The 21,265-nt window shown below is 41.3% G+C and carries 23 protein-coding genes; 19 read left to right on the plus strand and 4 right to left on the minus strand.

The features are described from left to right. Positions 1-88: 88 nt before the first annotated feature. The 6 genes from OCV72_RS13560 to OCV72_RS13585 all read left to right on the plus strand — a co-directional run bounded on the left by OCV72_RS13560 (position 89) and on the right by OCV72_RS13585 (position 6,496). A complete protein-coding gene (locus tag OCV72_RS13560) occupies positions 89-418 on the plus strand; it encodes a PadR family transcriptional regulator (protein ID WP_006428785.1) in 330 nt (109 codons plus the stop codon). A 44-nt stretch (positions 419-462) separates the two neighbouring features. After that, positions 463-1,293 carry an NfeD family protein gene (locus OCV72_RS13565; RefSeq protein ID WP_022416181.1) on the plus strand — a complete coding sequence of 277 codons (831 nt, stop codon included), beginning with the start codon at positions 463-465 and terminating at the stop codon, positions 1,291-1,293. 95 nt (positions 1,294-1,388) lie between these two features. Further along, on the plus strand, positions 1,389-4,058 hold the full coding sequence (locus OCV72_RS13570; protein ID WP_055284332.1) for an ABC transporter permease family protein: 2,670 nt from the start codon (positions 1,389-1,391) through the stop codon (positions 4,056-4,058). Then, on the plus strand, positions 4,033-4,791 hold the full coding sequence (locus OCV72_RS13575) for an ABC transporter ATP-binding protein (protein ID WP_022416179.1): 759 nt from the start codon (positions 4,033-4,035) through the stop codon (positions 4,789-4,791). Before OCV72_RS13570 ends, OCV72_RS13575 begins: the two co-directional genes overlap by 26 nt. A 260-nt stretch (positions 4,792-5,051) precedes the next feature. Then, entirely contained in the window at positions 5,052-6,050 is a 999-nt protein-coding gene (locus tag OCV72_RS13580; protein WP_055284333.1) for a PD-(D/E)XK nuclease family transposase, read from the plus strand. Between the two features lie 71 nt (positions 6,051-6,121). Beyond that, the gene (locus tag OCV72_RS13585) at positions 6,122-6,496 is read left to right on the plus strand and encodes a hypothetical protein (protein WP_055284334.1); all 375 of its coding nucleotides are present in this window, start codon (positions 6,122-6,124) and stop codon (positions 6,494-6,496) included. 327 nt (positions 6,497-6,823) lie between these two features. On the opposite strand, the gene OCV72_RS13590 is transcribed toward OCV72_RS13585, so the two are convergent. Beyond that, positions 6,824-7,717, minus strand: a complete 894-nt coding sequence (locus OCV72_RS13590) for a DMT family transporter (RefSeq protein ID WP_044924918.1) — start codon at positions 7,715-7,717, stop codon at positions 6,824-6,826. A 96-nt stretch (positions 7,718-7,813) separates the two neighbouring features. Then, complete coding sequence (locus tag OCV72_RS13595; protein WP_055284335.1) at positions 7,814-8,236, minus strand: bacteriohemerythrin; 423 nt, start codon at positions 8,234-8,236, stop codon at positions 7,814-7,816. 98 nt (positions 8,237-8,334) lie between these two features. Here OCV72_RS13595 and OCV72_RS13600 point away from each other — a divergent pair, with 98 nt between their 5' ends. After that, on the plus strand, positions 8,335-9,003 hold the full coding sequence (locus tag OCV72_RS13600; RefSeq protein WP_055284362.1) for a Crp/Fnr family transcriptional regulator: 669 nt from the start codon (positions 8,335-8,337) through the stop codon (positions 9,001-9,003). Here the strand turns inward: OCV72_RS13600 and rd are convergent, their stop codons facing one another. Further along, entirely contained in the window at positions 9,004-9,165 is a 162-nt protein-coding gene (gene rd, locus OCV72_RS13605) for a rubredoxin (protein ID WP_055284336.1), read from the minus strand. Positions 9,166-9,675: 510 nt separating this feature from the next. On the opposite strand from rd, the gene nrdD reads away from it, so the two are divergent. The 3 genes from nrdD to nrdG all read left to right on the plus strand — a co-directional run bounded on the left by nrdD (position 9,676) and on the right by nrdG (position 13,537). After that, positions 9,676-11,865 carry an anaerobic ribonucleoside-triphosphate reductase gene (gene nrdD, locus OCV72_RS13610; protein ID WP_055284337.1) on the plus strand — a complete coding sequence of 730 codons (2,190 nt, stop codon included), beginning with the start codon at positions 9,676-9,678 and terminating at the stop codon, positions 11,863-11,865. Between the two features lie 172 nt (positions 11,866-12,037). Then, a complete protein-coding gene (locus OCV72_RS13615; protein ID WP_055284338.1) occupies positions 12,038-12,997 on the plus strand; it encodes a hypothetical protein in 960 nt (319 codons plus the stop codon). A gap of 18 nt (positions 12,998-13,015) precedes the next feature. Then, entirely contained in the window at positions 13,016-13,537 is a 522-nt protein-coding gene (gene nrdG, locus OCV72_RS13620) for an anaerobic ribonucleoside-triphosphate reductase activating protein (protein WP_055284339.1), read from the plus strand. A gap of 105 nt (positions 13,538-13,642) precedes the next feature. On the opposite strand, the gene OCV72_RS13625 is transcribed toward nrdG, so the two are convergent. Beyond that, positions 13,643-13,984 carry a helix-turn-helix domain-containing protein gene (locus tag OCV72_RS13625; protein WP_055284340.1) on the minus strand — a complete coding sequence of 114 codons (342 nt, stop codon included), beginning with the start codon at positions 13,982-13,984 and terminating at the stop codon, positions 13,643-13,645. 169 nt (positions 13,985-14,153) lie between these two features. Between OCV72_RS13625 and OCV72_RS13630 the strand changes: the two genes are divergently transcribed. The 9 genes from OCV72_RS13630 to atpC all read left to right on the plus strand — a co-directional run bounded on the left by OCV72_RS13630 (position 14,154) and on the right by atpC (position 21,178). Beyond that, on the plus strand, positions 14,154-14,339 hold the full coding sequence (locus tag OCV72_RS13630) for a hypothetical protein (RefSeq protein WP_028087288.1): 186 nt from the start codon (positions 14,154-14,156) through the stop codon (positions 14,337-14,339). A gap of 434 nt (positions 14,340-14,773) precedes the next feature. After that, positions 14,774-15,478, plus strand: coding sequence for a F0F1 ATP synthase subunit A (locus OCV72_RS13635; RefSeq protein ID WP_055284341.1), 705 nt, complete (start codon positions 14,774-14,776; stop codon positions 15,476-15,478). A gap of 64 nt (positions 15,479-15,542) precedes the next feature. Continuing rightward, a complete protein-coding gene (gene atpE, locus OCV72_RS13640) occupies positions 15,543-15,770 on the plus strand; it encodes an ATP synthase F0 subunit C (RefSeq protein WP_006428768.1) in 228 nt (75 codons plus the stop codon). 50 nt (positions 15,771-15,820) lie between these two features. Next, positions 15,821-16,318, plus strand: coding sequence for a F0F1 ATP synthase subunit B (gene atpF, locus OCV72_RS13645; protein ID WP_055284342.1), 498 nt, complete (start codon positions 15,821-15,823; stop codon positions 16,316-16,318). After that, on the plus strand, positions 16,302-16,841 hold the full coding sequence (gene atpH, locus OCV72_RS13650; RefSeq protein ID WP_055284343.1) for an ATP synthase F1 subunit delta: 540 nt from the start codon (positions 16,302-16,304) through the stop codon (positions 16,839-16,841). The genes atpF and atpH overlap by 17 nt, the downstream gene beginning before the upstream one ends. A gap of 1 nt (position 16,842) precedes the next feature. Beyond that, on the plus strand, positions 16,843-18,363 hold the full coding sequence (gene atpA, locus OCV72_RS13655; protein ID WP_172677230.1) for a F0F1 ATP synthase subunit alpha: 1,521 nt from the start codon (positions 16,843-16,845) through the stop codon (positions 18,361-18,363). A gap of 12 nt (positions 18,364-18,375) precedes the next feature. After that, positions 18,376-19,278 (plus strand): ATP synthase F1 subunit gamma, encoded by a 903-nt coding sequence (atpG, locus tag OCV72_RS13660; protein WP_055194242.1) that lies wholly within the window; start codon positions 18,376-18,378, stop codon positions 19,276-19,278. Positions 19,279-19,362: 84 nt separating this feature from the next. Further along, on the plus strand, positions 19,363-20,760 hold the full coding sequence (atpD, locus tag OCV72_RS13665; RefSeq protein WP_055284344.1) for a F0F1 ATP synthase subunit beta: 1,398 nt from the start codon (positions 19,363-19,365) through the stop codon (positions 20,758-20,760). Between the two features lies 1 nt (position 20,761). After that, positions 20,762-21,178 carry an ATP synthase F1 subunit epsilon gene (gene atpC, locus OCV72_RS13670; RefSeq protein ID WP_006428762.1) on the plus strand — a complete coding sequence of 139 codons (417 nt, stop codon included), beginning with the start codon at positions 20,762-20,764 and terminating at the stop codon, positions 21,176-21,178. The last annotated feature ends 87 nt before the right edge of the window (positions 21,179-21,265 follow it).

Raw genomic sequence — 21,265 nt, forward strand, 5'->3', positions numbered from 1 at the left:
TAAAAACAAGAAGAAAGCAAATTTTTTTACACTCAACTATCGAAAGCCGATATATAATGAAAGCAAATATAAGAAAGGAGCAATCACTATGAAAGTAAACAAAAATATGGTCTCAGGAAATACCGCAATGTTAATTCTCAAATTGATCTCAGAAAAGGATATGTACGGATATGAAATGATCGATACACTCTCAAAGAGATCGGACAATGTATTCGAATTAAAGGTAGGAACATTGTATCCGCTGCTTCACAGCATGGTACAGTCCGGATATTTGGAAAGTTATAACCAGGAGGCGAACGGGAAACTCAGAAAGTATTACCGGATCACACCTAACGGGAAGAAATATCTGGAGAAAATGATCGAAGAATGGAATGCTTATGCCAATGCAGTTACGAGCATGATCCAGTATTCCGTATAGCACAGGTAAGGCAGTGAAGGTGGCAGAAAAGGAGGGTGTTAGATATGAAGGAAAGAGAATATCTGAAAGAACTTGGAAAGAAGATTACCGATTCGTCTGTAAGAAAAGAGATTGTAAATGAATATGAAGCGCATATAGAAGACTGCAAAGCCGCATTAATGGAATCAGGGATGACGGAAGTTGAAGCAGAGGAAGAAGCAGTCCGCCAGATGGGCGATCCGCAGGAAGCAGGTGAAGCAATGGATAAGATCTATCATAAAGTGTTTGATTCCAATATGTTTCTGTGGATGCTGGCACTGGGATGTATACCGATTGTATGTGTGTGCATTTCTTATCTTATCGCAAGAGATCCGAACGCATTTTTATGGTTGTGGAATGATGCGCTTGGCCTGAATAAAATCCCGGCAGTTATACACCGGAATATCGGAATCGGATTAGCTGTCTATGGAATCGGATTGAGCTTCTGGGAGAAATACACGGGCAAAGCTTTATTCTATGCAGTCGGAAGAGACTGGGGGCAGGGATGTTACGTTGCAAACAGCGGGCTGGTACTTTTTATCTCGGCATTATGTTTTGTTCCGAGTTTCCCGGTGAAGGGATATGCAGGAATCCTCTGCTGTGTATTGATAGCATGTCTGCTGAATATGGTACTGAGAGGATTTATGAATCTTTTGCAGAGCAGAAGAGAGACCAGACTTTTATGGGAGATTGGAACGGCAGATACCAGAATCAACTGGAAGGGAAAAGGATATCTGTGTGGACATCATATGAAAGTAAGAGTACAGGGATCTGAGAAAGGAACGGAGATCCCGGCAGGAGCACCGGTGATGGTTGTCGGAATGGAGGGATTTAAGCCGGTGGTGGCGCAGGTATAAAGAGAGAGACGTTAGATCTTGGATAGTAAGCGTATATGAAGAGAGACGTTAGATCTCGGATAATAAGCGTGTATGAAAAATGAGAGGCAAAAGTTATGAATAAGACGGAAAAGCGAATGAAGATATTCACGCTGATCATGCAGGTGATCATCCAGGCAGTGCTATTATTTCCGTGGATGAACATGGGGACATGGAAATGCAATGTGCCGGGATATCTGATAAAATTGGCTGCTTCGGGCGATGGGATGAGTTACATAAAGAAAAGTCTGAAGCCTCTGGGAGTACTGGACGGTGCAGATGAACAGATGATGGTTCAGATACTGATGCTATTCATCTGTGAACTGGTAATGGTACTGGTAATCCAGGTGATAGGAATTGTGAATCTGATACTGGCTTTAAGCAATCACCATAAACTGCTTCTGGATATCATGTCACTGATCGCAGGATGTATGATATCATTTCTTGGGGCAGATGGGGCAGTATTTTCAGATCCGCTGTCACAGGTGTATCCATTTTTACTGGTAGTGCTTCTGGTGATCAATTTGATCGGTGCGAAGCTGATTGATTCGTGGCAGGAAGAGAAAAAGATACAGGAAGAAGTTAAAGCCAGAGAGAAAAATTACAAAGAAGAAAAGAAAAAGCATCTGGAATTTTCGGGGAAGTATCCGAAAGGATTCTATACGGCCCTGTGGAAGAATTTTAAAAGTTCAAAAAGAGATTTTATTGTTTACGTAAGTATGAACCTGCTTCCGGCGACGCTGATATTTTCCGGAGTCGGAATGGCACAGATGCTGGCACCATTTAATAAAGAAGGAAATATACTGACGGGGCATGGAATCACGGCAATTCTGCTGGAATTCCTGATCGTGAGTCTGATCGCATCGCTGATGCTGATGATCACGAATCTGTTGTCATATTTCAGAAAACGGATGAGAAATTACAGTATATTTTCGACTCTGGGAATGCGGAAGTCTACACTTTATGAAGTGCTTGGAGCAGAGATTGTGGCTGGAATTCTGGGAATGCTGATCGGGGGAGCCTGCATCGGAAGTGTGATCCTGTGTATCATCCGCAGAATCTTCATGGCAAGATCCGGAGTGGGAGCACAGCCGGCGAAGATTACAGGATTCACATATTTGATCGCAAGTCTTATCCTGATCGGAATATCCGGGATTGGACTGATGATCCTGCGGGATTTCTTCCTGTACAGGGAACTAAAAAAAATGCAGCTGGGCGATGTGGAAAAGGAGAAGATGCCGGAAAAACGGATCGGTCTGTGGCTTACAATTGGCCTGGTCATTGTGGTATTTGGAATCGTGAATTTCGGAATGCGGAAGAATGTCGAAGGGTTACGGATACTTTTATTTATCTTCCTGGGCATTTATCTGGCGGAAAAGTTTGGATTTGGATTGTTCCTGAAAGTGCGGAAGCATAAAAAGAGTTATTATGCAAAGTTGATCCCATATAATTCGTTTTATTACCGTTTCAAGAGTACATTCCGTTATGTGTACGTGATCAGTCTTATACCGGTACTGATATTGTTCTTATTTGGAAAAGATATGATCTCAGCGAAGATCGCGCAAAAGCCGGAAGGACTGTTCCCGTATGATTTTGTATGTATGGCAACGGAAGCGGATGAGACATTCTGGAAACAGCTGCAGGAAAAATATGACGTGAAATTCCAGGAGTATCCGATGGTACGCGTGACGAATGTGGATAATTCGGAAAAGCTGGATGATGCCAGAGCAGTGATCATGCCGCAGGGACAGCATATAGGCATCTCGGAGACGACGTATAAAGAACTGAATAAGGCGCTTGGAAAGAAAAGTGAAAAAATGAATCTATCTGCTGACGGAAAGGAAATCTATATTATTTACCAACAGGACAAGAGTACGAAGGCACATCCACTGGATTACCTGAATTCGAGAAAAGAGCCGTACCTGCACATCGGACAGCCGATAGAATCTTATGGATTTCTTGATCGGGAAAAGATCTATCCGACACGAACTGTAAAGGGGGAAAAGATGGATATCCTGACAGGTGCATTCCGGCAGGGAAGTGAGGAGAATCTGGTTGTATTTTCGGATGAATATTTTGAAAAGGTTCAGGACGACTGGAAGAAATATAATTGGATCACCGGAGATCCGGTTGAGGAGGGTGAAGCAGAAGAAGGAGTGACGATCCATCACTGGCCGACAAAGCTTGTCCTTTTGAATGTGAAAAATGTAGATTATCAGAAGATAGAAAAAGAGCTCCAGGCTTTTCGGAAGGTACATAAAGAGGATGAAAGATTTGACAAGGATGTATTATCCTGCTATTCCAAACGTACAACGATGGAACAGATTGAAAGCGAACGCTTTATGACAACGGTAGTAGATATATTTATCATGGGAGCATTTCTGCTGGGAAGCGTTCTGGTCATTTACTTGAAATATGAATCTGAGATGACGGACAAGAAGAAGCGGAATCATTTCTTAACCTGTATTGGAATGAGCTCGAAAGAAAGAGAAAAGCTGATCCGGACAGAGACGGGAATCTTTTTCTGGATCCCGGCAGCAGTTGCGGTTGTTATGGTGCCGGTGTTAACCGGGGAGATATGGAACATGCGGGAATATACGAAGGCTGACTGTGTACATTATCTGCGATATCTGTTGATCTTTGCAGTTATATATCTTGTAGTGCAGGGCATCGGTGTAAAGGTGATTGAGCAGTATACAATAAGAAAGGTAGAAGGAAAGCATGAAAGAAATATTAAAGGTAAATAACCTGATCAAGAAATTTCCAAAAGCCGGTGGGGAGATTGATGATGCGGATGCGATTTCGGTACTGAAAGGCATTAACTTTGATGTAGAACAGGGAGAGTACGTCGGAATTATGGGAAAATCCGGCTGTGGAAAGACAACACTTCTGAAGATCCTGGGATTTATGGATCAGCAGACGGACGGAGATGTGATCTTTGACGGTGCGAATACGAATGAGCTGTGGAAAGAAGAACTTACGGATATCAGACGTAGAAAGATCGGATTTGTATTCCAGGATTTTAATCTGATGGACAGTCTTTCGGTAAAAGAAAATATCATGCTTCCGGTATTGCTGGATAAAAAGGAACAGAAAGAATGTGAAGAGAAAGCGGAAACATTGGAAAAGCAGTTTGGGATTGAACATCTTCAGGAAAAGAATCCTTATGAACTGTCCGGCGGTGAGCGGCAGAGAGTGGCAATCTGCAGGGCGCTGATCAATGATCCGAGTATCATATTTGCAGATGAGCCGACGGGAAACCTCGACTCAAAATCCGGAAAAGTTGTTGCGGAGGAATTCCGGAAAATCAATGAGGAGTTAGGGAAGACCCTTCTGATGGTAACGCATGATCCACAGATGGCAAGCCGGTGTAAGAGAGTGATATTTCTGAAAGACGGATATGTGATGAATGATGTGAGAAAAGAGGGCACGGAAGAAGAATTTTACAGAACGATCATTGGGGAGATGGAGAAGTTTTAAGATGAGATAATATATAGATGGTGATATGGGCTATGCGGCGGAAGATAATTCTGCCGCTTTTTTTACGAAAATTAATCTTGTAATCATATAAACAATATGCTATTCTGAATGCACTTCAAAGAGTGACTTCTACAAACTCTTAAGTATTTCTAGGCCAAAAGGCATCAAGTTTCGACCGTTTCACACCTAAAAATGTCTGAAACATATTTCCGACTTGAGAGAACACGAAAATTTTATAATCTATTTAGGAGGACGTGCCTATGACAAACAAACTTCAACAGTATTTCCCGATGATTCGGACAAGGGAGGAGGTGTTGAATGAGATTGAAAGTAAAAGCAGATTAAAAAATTTATTTTATGAGTGGACAGAGGAAAATCAAAATGAATTTCTGGATTTTTGTACCGGAGTGAAAGGTATAAAAATCATGTATGATTTCATGATAAAAGAAATTCTGAATCCGGAGAATACACCGGAGAGAGTAAATGAATTACTCACGTTACTTCTCGGACAAAGAGTGAGAATTGTAGACGTATTACCAAATGACGGAACAAGATTAGCAGATGAATCTACGCTTCTTATTACAGATATGGTAGTACAACTGGAAGATGGAAGTATTGCGAACCTGGAAATTCAGAAAATCGGATACTATTTTCCGGGAGAAAGAAGTGCCTGTTACTCAGCAGATCTGTTGCTTCGGCAGTATAAGAGAGTGAGAGGAATCAAAGGAAAACGATTCTCTTACAGAGATATCAAGCAGGTGTATACGATCGTGTTATTTGAAAAAAGTCCAACAGAATTCCAGAAATTTTCCAATAATTATATCCATCGTTTTATGCAAAAATCTGATACAGGAGTAAATATAAATTTATTACAAGAATATCTGTTCATACCTCTTGACATATTCAAAAAGAATCAGCAAAATGAAAATAGAAGTGTAAAAATAGAAAACCGGCTGGAAGCATGGCTTGCATTTTTCTGCATGGATGATCCGGAGACGATTATAGATATTATAGAGAAATATCCGGATTTTAAAGAAATGTATGAACAGGCTTATGATGTCTGCCGGAATATCGAAGAGGTGATGCAGATGTTTTCGAAAGAATTGCTGGAATTAGATCGGAATACAGTAAAGCTGATGATTGATGATATGCAGAAGGAGATAGACTGCCAGAGAGAGCAGTTGAGTCAGAAGGATAAGGAGATGTTAGAAATGAGGAAAGAAATACAACGATTACAGCAGCTATTGGATAAAAAATAGCATGAAAAATGTCAAAAGAATTGTTTTAGATACTTATAAAAATAACTAGTCAGTTGAAAGAGGTGATGTAGATGTTTTCGGAAGAATTGTTAGAATTAGATCGAAATACAGTAGAATTCATGATTGAAGATATGCGGAGGCAGATAGAAGAGAAAGATGAGCAGATAAAACAACTAGATGAGCAGATAAAACAACTAGATGAGCAGATAAAACAGAAAGATGAGCAGTCAAGACAACTGGATGAACAGATAAGACAACGGAATAAACAAATAAAAGAAAGTGATAAGCAAATAAGACAACTGGAGGAACAGATAAAAGAAAGCGATAGGCAGATAGGACAGTTGGAGGAACAGATAAAAGAAAGCGATAGGCAGATAAGACAGTTGGATGAACAGATAAAACAATCAGAACAAGAAATACAAAAAATGGAGGAAGCAAAAGAGTAATACATAGCCTGGCTGTCTCAGGAACGTGAAACAGCCAGACCGCTTACCTCAAAGCATGTAATCCAGGGATATTCCATATAATGGATGCTGATATCCCCGTTTACAGTAACCCCATCAGGCAGATAATAGACATTTCCAAGAGGACTGGTCTCGCAGACATACCCCTGTGCGAGCATGTCCTCTTTTTCTTTATCGGTAAATCCTACCGATATCTCCAGACGCGGAGGGGCACATCAACTGGTGATTGTTTCGATGGAAAGTATGATGTTGCGGAATCCGCGTTTATTCATATAGGCAATAGCATTGTCGTTCAGGTGTACCATATGTTCAATTCCTTTCATAATTTAATAATATTACAGCAGTAATTGTAAAACAAAGTCCACAGATGGAAAGAATACCTGGTGTTTCGGCATAGAGTACCGCTCCGAATAACATGGCGGCGGCAGGTTCGCTGGAAGCGAGAATCGATGCCTTGCCGGCCTCCATATAGCGCATGGATAAAGAATATAGTGCATAAGGCAGGACGGATGATACCAGCGCATGAATAATCAGGATAAAAAAGGTGGTCCTTTGCCCTGAGACAATCATACTGCTTAAAGAGTGTATATTACTGAAAGGCAGCATTGTCATGCCGGAAAAGAGTGTGCCGTAAAAAGTAATCGTCAGGAAATGATATCCTTTTTGTGTGACTTTTTTGCTTATGATTCCATATACAGCATAGAAAAAGCTTGCCAGAATTCCGCAGAGAATTCCTGTTATGCTCCAGGAAAGCCCATTGCTTTCCAGTACTCCGCTTACCAGTACACAGCCAATGAGTGCGAGTGTTACACAGGTCAGTTTGTGTCTGGTTATCGGTTCATGGAAGAATATAGCAGCCAGAAACAGAACAAAGACCGGAGACATGGCAAGTAACACGGCAGAAAGTGCAAGAGATCCTTTCGTAACGGAAATATTATAAAAGACACTGAGGGCGGTCATGCCGATCATGCCACTTCCGATAAAAAGCCAGAAGTCACGCCGATGTACATAAAATAAATGTCGGTTATAGAATAGAATCCATATGCCAGTGATCAGAGCTGCAAGCAACATCCGGAAACTAATGATGGAAAAGTTGTCGAGCCCATCGTGTTCCAGTGTACGGACAAAGATTCCGGCAGCACCCCAGCAGATGCCGGAGATGAATGGCAGCAGCCAGGCGTATTTGGTAAGTTTCTGATTCATAAGTACCCAATCCTTTGTAAATATAATAAATTAAGTATATCACAAAAACGGACATTGTTATGAGAACATGTCCGTTTTGTGCATTTTTATGAATCACTATAATCGATTGGAATTATCTTTCAAATGAATATATTCCGCTACAGACCGGTCAAAAGTCTTGATATGTTGGAACAGCCAGTCTACAACATTGCGCTTTACCTGTTCGATAAACTGATCATCAGGCCCTTCATTTTCATTCAGATAATCGTATAATTCCTGAATAGATGTTTTGAATTCTTCATGCTTTGCATGGTGACTGGAAATCTCCGGATAAGATACCTTTTTCTGAAGTTCCTCTTCTTCCTGAAAATGAAAATTTGTATATTCATCAAGGTAATCTAACATTTTGATTGCTTTGATCTTACTGTCACCGGATTCGCATGCTGCAACGAACTGCCGGATACGGTCGATCAGTTCCTGATGCTGGGAATCGATGGTCTTGTTGCCTGTAATTAAGTTATCGTCAAATGTAATATTCATAGAGAAACCTCCTGTCTTTGGTACACATTGAATCCTCGTCCCGCATAGTCTATAATGAATCGTAGAAAATGTTTATCAGCAGAGAAAAGGATTGGATTATGAAGTTACAACAGTTACAGATATTTCAGAACCTGACAGAAGAAGAACTGGAAAAAAGTCTTGTCTGTTCACAGGCTGTAGTAAAGAAATATCCGAAAGATACCTATATTTTCCGCCAGGGTGATGTGCCGTTAAAATTATATTTCATATTGGAAGGAATGGTTGAGCTTGGCAGTATCAACCTGAATGGTAAGATTACCCGGAGCAGTTACGTTATGGTGGGTGAGGAGTTTGGCGAAGTAGAAATGTTTCTGCGCCAGTCTGCTTACTCCGGTTATGCAAAAGCAAAAAATGAAGTGTCGGTTCTGGAGGTTTCACAGAATTTCTTTGGCGGAAGATGCGAAAGAAACTGTGTACATCACAGTAAGGTTGTCTTCAATATGCTTCAGCTTTTTGCGGAAAAAGCAGAGAAATGTAACCGTCAGATAGAGGTTCTTACCAGTGGAAACTTACGTCAGCGTGTAGCGGCGTACCTGTTGGAAAACTGTGATCCGGACTATCGGGTCCGTTTGCATATGAACAGGGAAGATCTGGCAGTATATCTGAATACTACAAGACCATCTCTGTCGCGCATGCTGCTTACTTTGCAGGATGAAGGTATCATCCGTCTTGTGGACCGTAAGGTAATCGAAATCACGGATTATGAAAGACTGCAGTCGGAAGAGTAATTAATCTTCTGCAACAAATACTTCTTTTCCTAATCCGCAGATTGGACATACCCAGTCATCCGGAAGATCTTCAAAGGCTGTGCCCGGTGCGATTCCGTTATCCGGGTCTCCTACAGCTGGGTCATATTCGTAGCCACATGGTTCACATACATATTTTTTCATAGTTAAAATCTCCTTTTTATTAAAACTTAGTTGGTGTTAACTGGTGTTGTACAACTTATGTTGTGATTAGAGTATATAGCTTTTATAGAAAATGGTTTGTAACAAATGTTACGAAACAACAAAAAATGATAATTTGTTATATGGATTAAGATTGACAGAGATTAATTTTATAAATGAAGAAATATCGGCACAACAACTTCATATTGTCAGTATCTTTGAATGCAAAAATCAATACAGGGAATGCGTCTTAAGTATTCTTAACTATGCGCCACACTTTACCCGTCACAAAATTAAAAGTGCAACAGATTTCGTAAAAAAATATCACCAAAATTTAGACCACATTTCAAACATTTATTTTAACAAAATTACCTCTTTCATTTTCGCCTGTTATAGAGTATCATATTACTTGCACAATATCTTGTGCGGAAATGATGTTGAAAAAACAATATTTAGTAGTATTTGAGGGTGAGCACATACTACATCGGCAATAAAAACAAGAGAGGGATAAACATGAACGCAGAAATAAAGACGAACGTAATTAAGAGAAACGGCGAAGAGGTAGCCTTCGACCTGGAGAAGATCATTAATGCGATCAAAGGTGCAAACAAGGACGTCGATAAACTGCATCGGATGAATGAATATCAGATTATGGCAGTGGCGGACAACGTTGCAAAGAAAATTGAGGAATCCACTCATGCTGTCAATGTAGAAGATATACAGGATATGGTAGAGACCGGAATTATGGAACTGCGCGGCTATGAAGTCGCACAGAAATATGTGCGCTATCGTTATAAAAGAGAACTGATGAGAAAGACGAATACAACAGATAACGGAATTCTTGCACTTCTGGAGCATATGAATGAAGAGGTGAATCAGGAGAACTCTAACAAGAATCCTGTGATCAACTCTACACAGCGTGATTATATGGCCGGAGAAGTAAGTAAGGACTTGTCAAGACGTGTCCTTCTTCCGGAAGAGGTTGTACGTGCGCATGAAGCGGGAATCATTCATTTCCATGATTCCGACTATTTCGCACAGAAAGAGCATAACTGTGACCTGATCAATCTTCAGGATATGCTTCAGAATGGAACTGTCATTAGTGAGACCATGATCGAGAAGCCGCACAGCTTCTTTACAGCATGTAATGTGACGACACAGATCGTTGCACAGGTAGCAAGTAACCAGTACGGCGGACAGTCATTTACACTGGCACATCTGGCACCGTTTGTCGATATCAGCCGTAAGAAGATCCGCAGAAATGTAATCGCAGAGCGTGAAGAATGCGGAGAAGCTTTAGATGAGACAATTATCAATAAGGTGACAGAGCGCCGTTTAAGAGAAGAAGTAAAGAGTGGTATCCAGACAATTCAGTATCAGCTTATCACATTAATGACATGTAACGGTCAGGCACCATTTGTGACGATGTTCATGTATCTAGATGAGGTAGAAGAAGGCAGAACCCGTGATGACCTGGCTATGATCATCGAAGAAGTGATGATTCAGAGAATGCAGGGAGTAAAGAATGAAAAAGGTGTATGGATCACACCGGCATTCCCGAAACTGATCTATGTACTGGATGAGGATAATATTACAGAAGATTCCAAATACTGGCATCTGACAGAACTGGCAGCAAAATGTACCGCAAAACGTATGGTACCGGACTACATCTCAGCCAAAATCATGAAAGAGATGAAGAATGGAGAAGTATATCCTTGTATGGGCTGCCGTTCATTCCTTACTGTAGAAGACAGCCAGAGAAATCCGGACGGAAGCCATAAGTTCTATGGACGTTTTAACCAGGGAGTTGTAACGATCAACTTAGTTGATGTTGCATGTTCATCAGAAGGAGATATGGAGAAATTCTGGAAGATCCTGGATGAGCGTCTGGAATTATGTCACAGAGCACTGAGATGCAGACATGAACGTCTCCAGGGAACGGTTTCCGATGTTGCTCCGATTCTGTGGCAGAACGGTGCACTTGCAAGACTGAAGAAGGGTGAGACGATCGATAAATTATTATTTAATGGTTACTCCACTATTTCGCTTGGATATGCAGGACTTTATGAGATGTGTGTACGTATGCTTGGCAAATCACATACCGATCCCGCAGCAAGACCATTTGCAATGCAGGTAATGCAGAAGTTAAATGATAAATGTGAAGAGTGGAAAAAAGCAGAGAACATCAGCTATTCTGTATACGGAACACCGATGGAATCTACCACATACAAATTTGCAAAATGTCTGCAGAAGCGTTTTGGAATCATCAAGGGTGTAACAGATAAGAATTATATTACGAACAGCTATCATGTACATGTATCAGAGAAGATCGATGCATTCAAGAAACTAAAATTCGAAGCAGATTTCCAGAAGCTTTCACCGGGAGGAGCGATCAGTTACATCGAAGTACCGAATATGCAGAATAATATTCCGGCGGTACTTTCGGTTATGCAGTATATTTACAATAATATTATGTATGCAGAGCTGAATACAAAGAGTGATTACTGTGAATGCTGTGGTTATGACGGAGAGATCCAGATCAAGGAAGATGAAACAGGAAAGCTGATCTGGGAATGCCCGAATTGTGGTAACCAGAATCAGGATAAGTTATTCGTGGCAAGAAGAACCTGTGGATATATCGGAACACAGTTTTGGAATCAGGGACGTACGCAGGAAATCAAGGACAGAGTATTGCATCTGTAACATAAATGAAGATATGTCCAGGTTATATTAACTTGTGATGTTGATAAAGATTATAGCAGGAGTATATCGAAAGATATGCTCCTTTTCTAATTTGTCTATTCTTCGTGTTTAAACATGAATCAAAATAGTATATAATTAATAAATAGCAAATGACGCAAGGGGAAATATAAGAATGGATAAGAAAAAAATGATTGGTGATATCGTGACCAGCATAACCGATAAGGAATTAAAAAAAGACTATTTTTATAATGCGGTGCCACTTGCAGTGATTCTTGGAAAGGATGCTAAAGAAGGGACATTATGGGCAGCATTTGCAAGTTATGCACCGGGATGTAAGATGATAGAAGTTGCAGCTATATGTGATAATACCATACTTGGAAGCGGTAAGAAGGGGATTCTTTTCAGTACAGAAGGAATCTATGGATCTATGTTTAACAAGAATAGGAAACAGGGACCGATAGCCATGCCGATAAAATATGAAGAACTGGATAGTGCCAGACCGAGCCCGAGAGATAAATCAGAGGTAGAACTGGTATTTAAAGGTGGAAGAGTAGAAAAAATATATGTTTATACCTATACAGGATTTGTTATTACTGCATTGAACCGTATCTTAGAAGAACTGAAAAGAGAAAAAGAACGGGAAAAAGAAGAAAAAATCCGCAAAATACAGCAGGAAAAACAACTAGATACAGAAACCATATATGAAACGACGAAAAATCCACCGAATGGAATCCGGACCAGTTTTTATGGGATAAGATTTGTGATTGATTTCATGGAGGAAAAAGAGTGTGGGCACCGCAAGTATAAACTAATGGAGGTTATTGAAGACGAAGATGATCAAGTCAGTAGTGTACTTGTAGGATGGGATGACAGGGAAGAAAATCCCGTGTACACGACTACCTATTTCTCATATACTCCAAGAGAGGGCTTCATAGATGTGTACAGGCTGAGAGATGAGCTGAAAATGCTGAAACTGGAGTTTGCCTTCCATTATCCGGAGCAGCAGGAAGCATGGAAAACACTGGAAAATGACGAATTCATGTGGGCGATAGGTGAAAATTATCAATACGTGAGAATGGAAGAGAATGTAGAATATCCGATTATTGAGGTAATACATTCCAGAGAGGAATAAAAGGAGACTTTACAAATCATGAATTACGGAAATATAAAAGAATGCGACATCGCAGACGGACCGGGCGTCAGAGTCAGCCTGTTTGTATCCGGCTGCAGGCATCACTGCAAGGGATGTTTTAATGAGGAGACCTGGAATTTCAACTATGGACAGCCATACACAGAAGAGACGGAAGCGGAAATATTGAATTCGCTGGATTCTAACTTCATTCAAGGATTCACTTTGCTCGGAGGGGAACCGTTCGAGCCGGAGAATCAGGTGGAACTGGTAAAGCTTTTAAAGAAAGTAAGAGAAACATATCCAAAGAAAGATATCTGGTGTTACAGTGGGTATCTTTTTGATCGCGATATGATCCCGGGAGGCTGTGTGCATACGAATGTGACTGACGAAATGCTGTCTTATATCGATGTGCTGGTAGACGGGGAGTTTAAGGAAGCATTAAAGGATGTGACACTGGTGTTCCGGGGAAGCCAGAATCAGAGGATTATTAATGTGAAAGAAAGTAAGAAACAAGGAAAAGTTGTACTTGAAGATTATTGATACTAGTGATGAGAATATAAAGTATCATGCAATGAAAAATATTATATATAGAAGAAAGATCATGAAGATGTGTTATTGCTATGCAGGAAATAAAAAAGCAGGAGATTATTTCTCCTGCCAGATGCGTAACATCTTGATGATCTTTTCTTTTTCCGAAACTGAAAAACCACGGAATACATTGAGCACTTCGTCATTTAACTGGCGCTCTTTTTCATCCAGAGGAGGAAGATCTCTTCCCGCATCCAGAATTGTGTCCACGGATACGTTACAAAGCTTTGAGTAATAAAGAAGAACTCTTAAGTTAAGCTTAGCACGATTGTTCTCGACATTGCTGACGAAAGGAACAGTACAGTTCAGATCTTTTGCTACCTGTTCCTGAGTGATACCGCGTTCACTTCTTAATTGTTTCATTTTTAATCCGACTTTTGAAAAATCTACTTCGTTCATTGCTGGGCTCCTTTGAATTGTAATGTATAACGATATTATATAAGTATATATTATTATAAATCTTGCCAATAATCAATACAGAAAAATTTACTTTTCCTTAAAAAAATAGTATAATTAAAATAACTTATACAAAAGACAGGATGATAAGACTAAAAAGGAGGCAAAAAATATGTTGACATGTATTTATGTAGTTGAGAAGATTGATGGTGACTATGCGGAACTGAGACGTGTGGATGCGCTTGCACAGGATCAGGAAGAAAACAAGGTGATGGCAAGAGCACTACTTCCGGCTGATATTATGGAAGGAAACAAAATTCTATATGAGAATTTACAGTACCGTCTGATCACAGAGTAAGATCAGGGCGGATATATCAATTTTGAATGAGCGTACATATAAAATTGAGATATACAACAAAATAATGAAAAGTAAGAAGTGTAACAGTATAAAAGCGGTTACACTTTTTTTGTGCCCAAAACAATAGACAATCTTGAAAAAATGTCGTATTTCACAAAGAAAACGAGAGGATTTTTTCAAGAAGAAAATCGAAGAAATCGCTGTTTTGTAGAAAAAGAAGGGAATTGAAAAATAAAAATTGTGCATTTTCCTTGTGAAAAAATAAATGGAAATTGGAACTACCATTTCGGCGTGGAAATTTGATGAGAAAAATAAAAAAATTAAGAGAAATAAAAGTAAAAATACACAAAAAAATAATGAAAAATTATGCAAAATAGACAGCGGACAAAACAATTGACATTTTCAAAAAATAGCAGTAAACTAGCAAAAAAATTATGAAGGAAGGGGATAGTACGGAAAAGCTTGTTGAAAGCCTTGTAGAAGAACTTAACTGTGAAACCGTATTTACCATCCCGGTATTTGGAGGAATCGCTGTTGACGAAGGTGTTGTTGTAACTTGGATCATTATGGCGGTTCTTACTATTCTAAGTATAGTATTCGTAAGGAATCTAAGCGTAGAGAAACCGGGAAAGGTACAGCTTATGCTGGAATCAGTAATTGGCTGGGCACAGGATTTCTTTGAAGGTATTATAGGAAAAGAAAACAGGGGATATATTCCATATCTGATGACGGTAGCGCTTTATCTTGCAATATCAAATGTCATCGGGCTGTTAGGATTTAAGCCTCCGACAAAGGACATGAACATAACAATCGCACTTGCCGTTATGAGTATGTTCGTGATCGAGTGGTCCGGTATCCATAGAAATGGTCTGGTTCACTGGTGCAAACATTTTGCAAAGCCAGTGCCGATCGTAGCACCAATCATGATACTGGAGATCGTAATCCGCCCACTGTCGCTTTGTATGCGACTGTTTGGTAATATGTTAGGCGGGTTTGTAGTCATGGAACTGATCAAACAGGTCGTTCCTTTAATTGTGCCGATACCGTTTAGTTTTTATTTTGATATATTTGACGGATTATTACAGGCATATGTATTCGTATTCTTAACTGCATTATTTATGACAGAAGAGATGGAATAAGGCGAATCAGACATTTACAACATTTAGTATAAGAAAACGTAAGACAAGAAAAGGAGAACAAATTATGAGTGGAACAATTATCGCAATTGGAGCAGGTATCGCAGTACTTACAGGTATCGGAGCCGGTGTTGGTATCGGAATCGCAACAAGCAAAGCAGTAGACGCTATCGCAAGACAGCCGGAAGCAGACGGAAAGATCAGAACATCCCTGATCCTTGGTTGTGCACTTGCAGAGGCAACCGCTATCTACGGTTTCATTATCGCACTTCTGATCGTCCTTCTTTTGAAATAATGTTTGCTGACGATAACAGATTAAAAGAAGGGAAAGGCAGGTAGAGATATATGCTGAGAATAGATTTTAATCTAGTGCTGACGATCATCAACCTGATCGTTCTGTATCTGATTCTCAGAAAGTTCCTGTTTCGCCCGGTCATGGACATTATGGAAAAGCGGGAAAAGATGATTGCAGACGGAATCGGCCACGCGAATGAGGAGCAGGACAAAGCGCATGCTCTGAAGAAACAGTATGAAGATGCATTGAATGGAGCAAAAGAAGAATCCACAAAGATGATCGAACAGGCGAAACTGGATGCAAAACAGGAATACAACCAGATCCTGAACGAGGCTAACGAGAAAGCAGACAAGGTTATGAAGACAGCAAGAGAAAGCCTGAATCAGGAAAGAGAACAGGCCTTTGATGATATGAAGGCACAGGTTGCAGGGCTGGCAATGGATGCTGCGAAGAAGATATTACTTGAGAATGCTGACAACATAAGCGGCGTGGATGCATATGACCAGTTTTTGAAAGATGCAGGTGATTCCCATGACAGCGAAGAATAGAAAAGAAGCAGAGCCGGTATTCTGCCAGGTGGCAGCCCTCCGGTATGCGAAAGTTCTGAATGAACTTGGTATTTCGAAAGAAGCTGTCCTGGAGGCAGGGAATATTTTCGAAAAATCACAGGAATTGAAAGCAGCACTGGTTAATCCAGTGATCACAAAAGAGACAAAACACAATATCATTGATAAAGTATTTTCAGAAGAAATGAGAACATTTCTGAAGGTTGTCTGCGATCATGAAAAGATGACGATCGCAGAACAGATCTTTGCGGCATACGAAGAATTACAGAATCAGGCAGCAGGAGTTAAGACAGTCTATCTTCGTTATACAGCGCTTCCAAGTGAAGAACAAAAGAAGCAGATAGGTGACTTTATCAAGAAGAAATACGGTGCCGGAGACATTAAATGGGTTATGGCAGAAGACAAGGCACTGATCGGCGGATTTATCCTGCAGGTTGACGGAAAAGAATATGACTACAGTGTGCAGGGCCGTCTGAACCGTTTACAGCGGAAATTAACAAATTAACATGGAGGTGAAGGAATTGAGTGCAATCAGCTCAGATGAAATTATCTCTATATTAAAAGAAGAGATAAAGAATTATGACGTAATAAGCAGAGATCAGGAAGTTGGTACTGTCATCTCTGTTGGTGATGGAATCGCCTCCGTATACGGAATCGACCACGCAATGTATGGCGAGATCGTCACATTGGAGACAGGTCTTAAGGGCATGGTACAGGACATCAAGGAAAACGAGATCAGTTGTATCCTGTTCGGAGATGATTCAGAGATCAAACAGGGCACAAAAGTGTGCCGTACAGGTAAAAAAGCAGGTATTCCGGTAGGAGAGGGTTATATCGGAAGGATCGTAGATGCTCTTGGAGCACCGATCGATGGAAAAGGTGAGATCAAAGCAGACGGATACCGTCCGGTAGAGAATGAGGCACCTGGAATCGTTGAACGTAAGTCGGTAAGCGTTCCACTTGAAACAGGTATCCTTTCTATTGATTCCATGTTCCCAATCGGACGCGGACAGAGAGAGTTGATCATCGGTGACAGGCAGACCGGTAAGACATCTATTGCAACCGATACGATCATCAACCAGAAAGGAAAAGATGTCATCTGTATCTATGTAGCCATCGGACAGAAAGCATCAACGGTAGCAAGACTTGTAAATGATTTAAAAGCACATGACGCACTGGATTACACCACAGTATTCTGCTCAACAGCCAGTGAGTGTGCGCCACTTCAGTATATTGTACCGTATTCGGCAACAGCACTTGCAGAGTATTTCATGTATCAGGGAAAAGATGTATTGATCGTATATGATGATCTTTCTAAACATGCAGTAGCTTACCGTGCCATTTCTCTGTTACTTGGACGTTCACCTGGACGAGAAGCTTATCCTGGTGATGTATTCTACTTACATTCAAGACTGCTTGAACGAAGCAGCCGATTAAGCGAGGAAGCAGGCGGTGGTTCTATCACAGCACTTCCGATCATTGAGACACAGGCAGGAGATGTATCTGCATACATTCCTACGAATGTTATCTCTATCACAGACGGACAGATCTTCTTAGAGAGTGACCTGTTCAATGCAGGTATGCGTCCGGCCGTTAACGTTGGTCTTTCTGTATCCCGTGTAGGTGGAGCCGCACAGACAAAGGCAATGAAGAAAGCCAGTGGTAGTGTCCGTATCGACCTGGCACAGGCAAGAGAGATGGAATCATTTACCCAGTTCAGTTCAGACCTTGACGATGCAACAAAGAATCAGCTGAAATACGGAAGCTGTCTGACAGAACTGTTAAAACAGCCTCTGGGACGTCCGTTAAGTCTTCATGAGCAGGTGATTACACTTTGTGTCGCTACGAATAAAATGATGCTTGATATTGACACAAAGAAGATCAAAGAATTCCAGATGGATATGCTTGCATTCTTCGACAGAGAACATAAAGAAATCGGCAAAGCAATCGATGAGAAGAAAGTTCTGGATGATGAACTGAAAGAGCAGATTCTTGCAGCAGCAAAGGAATTCAAGGAAAGAAGATAAGCGGGTGTAGCTATGGCAAATGCAAAAGAGATTAAGGAAAGAATGGCCAGCATCGAAGAGACGAGAAAGATCACAAATGCCATGTATCTGATCTCTTCTTCGAAGATGAAACAGGCCAAGAAAAAGCTTGCTGACACAGAACCTTTCTTCTATGCCATGCAGGCAGAGATCGCCAGAATTTTGCGGCATGTGCCGGATATGCACAGCCAGTTCTTTGATGGCCGTGAGAGTATCCCGGCTGAGGAAAGAAAGATTGGCTATATCGTTGTAACTGCTGATAAAGGACTTGCCGGGGCATATAATCATAACGTGATCAAGGCAACTGAAGAACTGTTAAAGAAACCGGGAAAGCATAAATTATTCGTACTTGGAGAAGCCGGAAGACAGTACTTTGCCAAGAGGGAAGGAATTGAGATGGATACCCAGTTCCGTTATACCGTCCAGAATCCGACATTACACAGATCGAGAGTCATTTCTTCGGAAATGGTAGAACAGTTTAGAAATGGAGATTTGGACGAGATTCACATCATATACACACGTATGATCAATGCTATGACAGCGGAGACTGAGGAACAGAAGCTCCTTCCTATGAAGAAGACGACCTTCCTTCCGGAAGATATGCCGGCTCTTGTCGGAACCGGACTGTATCAGGAAGATATGGTATTCTGGCCATCTACACACAGTGTGATGGCGAACATTGTTCCGAACTACATCAACGGTATCGTATATGGATGCCTGGTAGAGGCCTACTGCAGTGAGCATAATGCCAGAATGCAGGCAATGCAGAATGCAACAGACAGTGCAACAGATATGCTGAACGAATTAAATATTACTTACAACCGTGTCCGCCAGGCAGATATCACACAGGAACTGACAGAGATCATCGGCGGAGCCAATGCGCAGAAACGGAAGTAAGATACAAAGTTCGCAAATGGCGGAACTGTATACAGAACAAATAATAACCACGAAATAATAAAAAAGAAAGTGGGCAGCAGTAATATGACAAAAGGAAGAATCGTACAGGTAATGGGGCCTGTTGTAGACGTAGAATTTAATAATAGAGAAGAACTTCCATTTATCAAAGATGCCCTGGAAGTAGACAATGGCGGAAAACGCTGTGTCATGGAAGTTGCCCAGCATGTAGGTAACAACATTGCACGTTGTATCATGCTGGCTTCCAGTGAAGGTCTGCAGAAGGGAATGGAAGTTACCGCTACCGGAGCTGGTATCAAAGTGCCGGTAGGTGAGAAGACTCTGGGACGTCTGTTCAATGTACTTGGAGAGACGATCGATAACGGAGAACCAATTAAAGACAGCGAAGAATGGGTTATCCACAGAAAAGCACCAAGCTTTGAAGAACAGAGCCCGGCTGTCGAAGTATTAGAGACAGGGATCAAGGTCATTGACCTTCTGACACCTTATGCGAAAGGTGGTAAGATCGGTCTGTTCGGTGGTGCCGGTGTAGGTAAGACCGTACTGATCCAGGAGCTGATCCATAACATCGCAACAGAACATGGTGGATATTCCATCTTCACCGGTGTCGGAGAGCGTTCCCGTGAAGGTAATGACTTATGGACAGAGATGAGAGAATCAGGTGTACTTGATAAGACAGCTTTGGTATTCGGACAGATGAATGAACCACCTGGATCTCGTATGCGTGTCGCTGAGACAGGACTTACAATGGCAGAATATTTCCGTGATGTAGAGCATCAGAATGTGCTTCTCTTCATCGATAATATCTTCCGTTTCGTACAGGCTGGTTCGGAAGTATCCGCACTTCTCGGACGTATGCCGTCAGCCGTAGGTTATCAGCCGACACTGGCAAACGAAATGGGTGCCCTTCAGGAACGTATCGCTTCTACAAAGAACGGATCTGTAACATCCGTGCAGGCCGTATATGTACCAGCTGATGACTTGACGGACCCGGCTCCTGCAACAACATTCTCACATTTGGATGCAACAACCGTACTTTCCAGAAAGATCGTTGAACAGGGTATCTACCCGGCTGTAGATCCACTGGATTCGACATCCCGTATCCTGGAGCCTGCAGTTGTAGGTGAAGAACATTACCAGGTAGCACGTAAGGTACAGGAGATCCTTCAGAAATACAAAGAATTACAGGACATCATTGCAATCCTTGGTATGGAAGAATTATCCGAGGAGGATAAGCTGACAGTAGCCCGTGCAAGAAAGATCCAGAAATTCCTGTCACAGCCATTCTCAGTGGCTGAGACATTTACCGGTGTTCCTGGAAAATATGTTCCACTGAAAGAGACTGTTCGTGGATTCAAAGCGATCATTGACGGAGAGATGGATGAATATCCGGAAAATGCATTCTTCAATGTGGGTACGATCGAAGACGTGATCGCGAAGGCGAAGGCAGAAGGAGTGGCTTAGTATGAGCACATTTTCATTGAAAATTATATCCACGGATAAGGTCTTCTACGATGGCAAATGTGAATATCTGGTGATTCCGACTATAGACGGGGAAAAAGGTATTCTGGCTCATCATGAGAACATGGTCATTGCAGTGGAGATCGGAGAACTGCGTTTCCGTAAGCCGGACGGTGAGTGGGTAACAGCAGTTGTATCCAAAGGATTTGCAGAGATCGTGAATAACCGTGCTTCTGTACTGGTCAATACGGCAGAGCGTCCGGAAGACATCGATGTGAAGCGTGCAGAGGAAGCAAAGGAACGAGCCGAAGAGCAGCTTCGTCAGAAGCAGAGCATTCAGGAGTATTATCTGTCACAGGCTTCTATGGCCCGTGCAATGACAAGACTGAAAGCGTCCAGAAACAGACGCGGGGATATCTGATCTGAGAAATTAATAAAAGCTATGATAAAAAGAGCTGTCGTTTTACGAAAATGTATTCGTGAAAACGACAGCTTTTTTTGCGGTGAT

The organism is Dorea amylophila (genome assembly GCF_025567265.1).
Classification (GTDB): domain Bacteria; phylum Bacillota; class Clostridia; order Lachnospirales; family Lachnospiraceae; genus Dorea_A; species Dorea_A amylophila.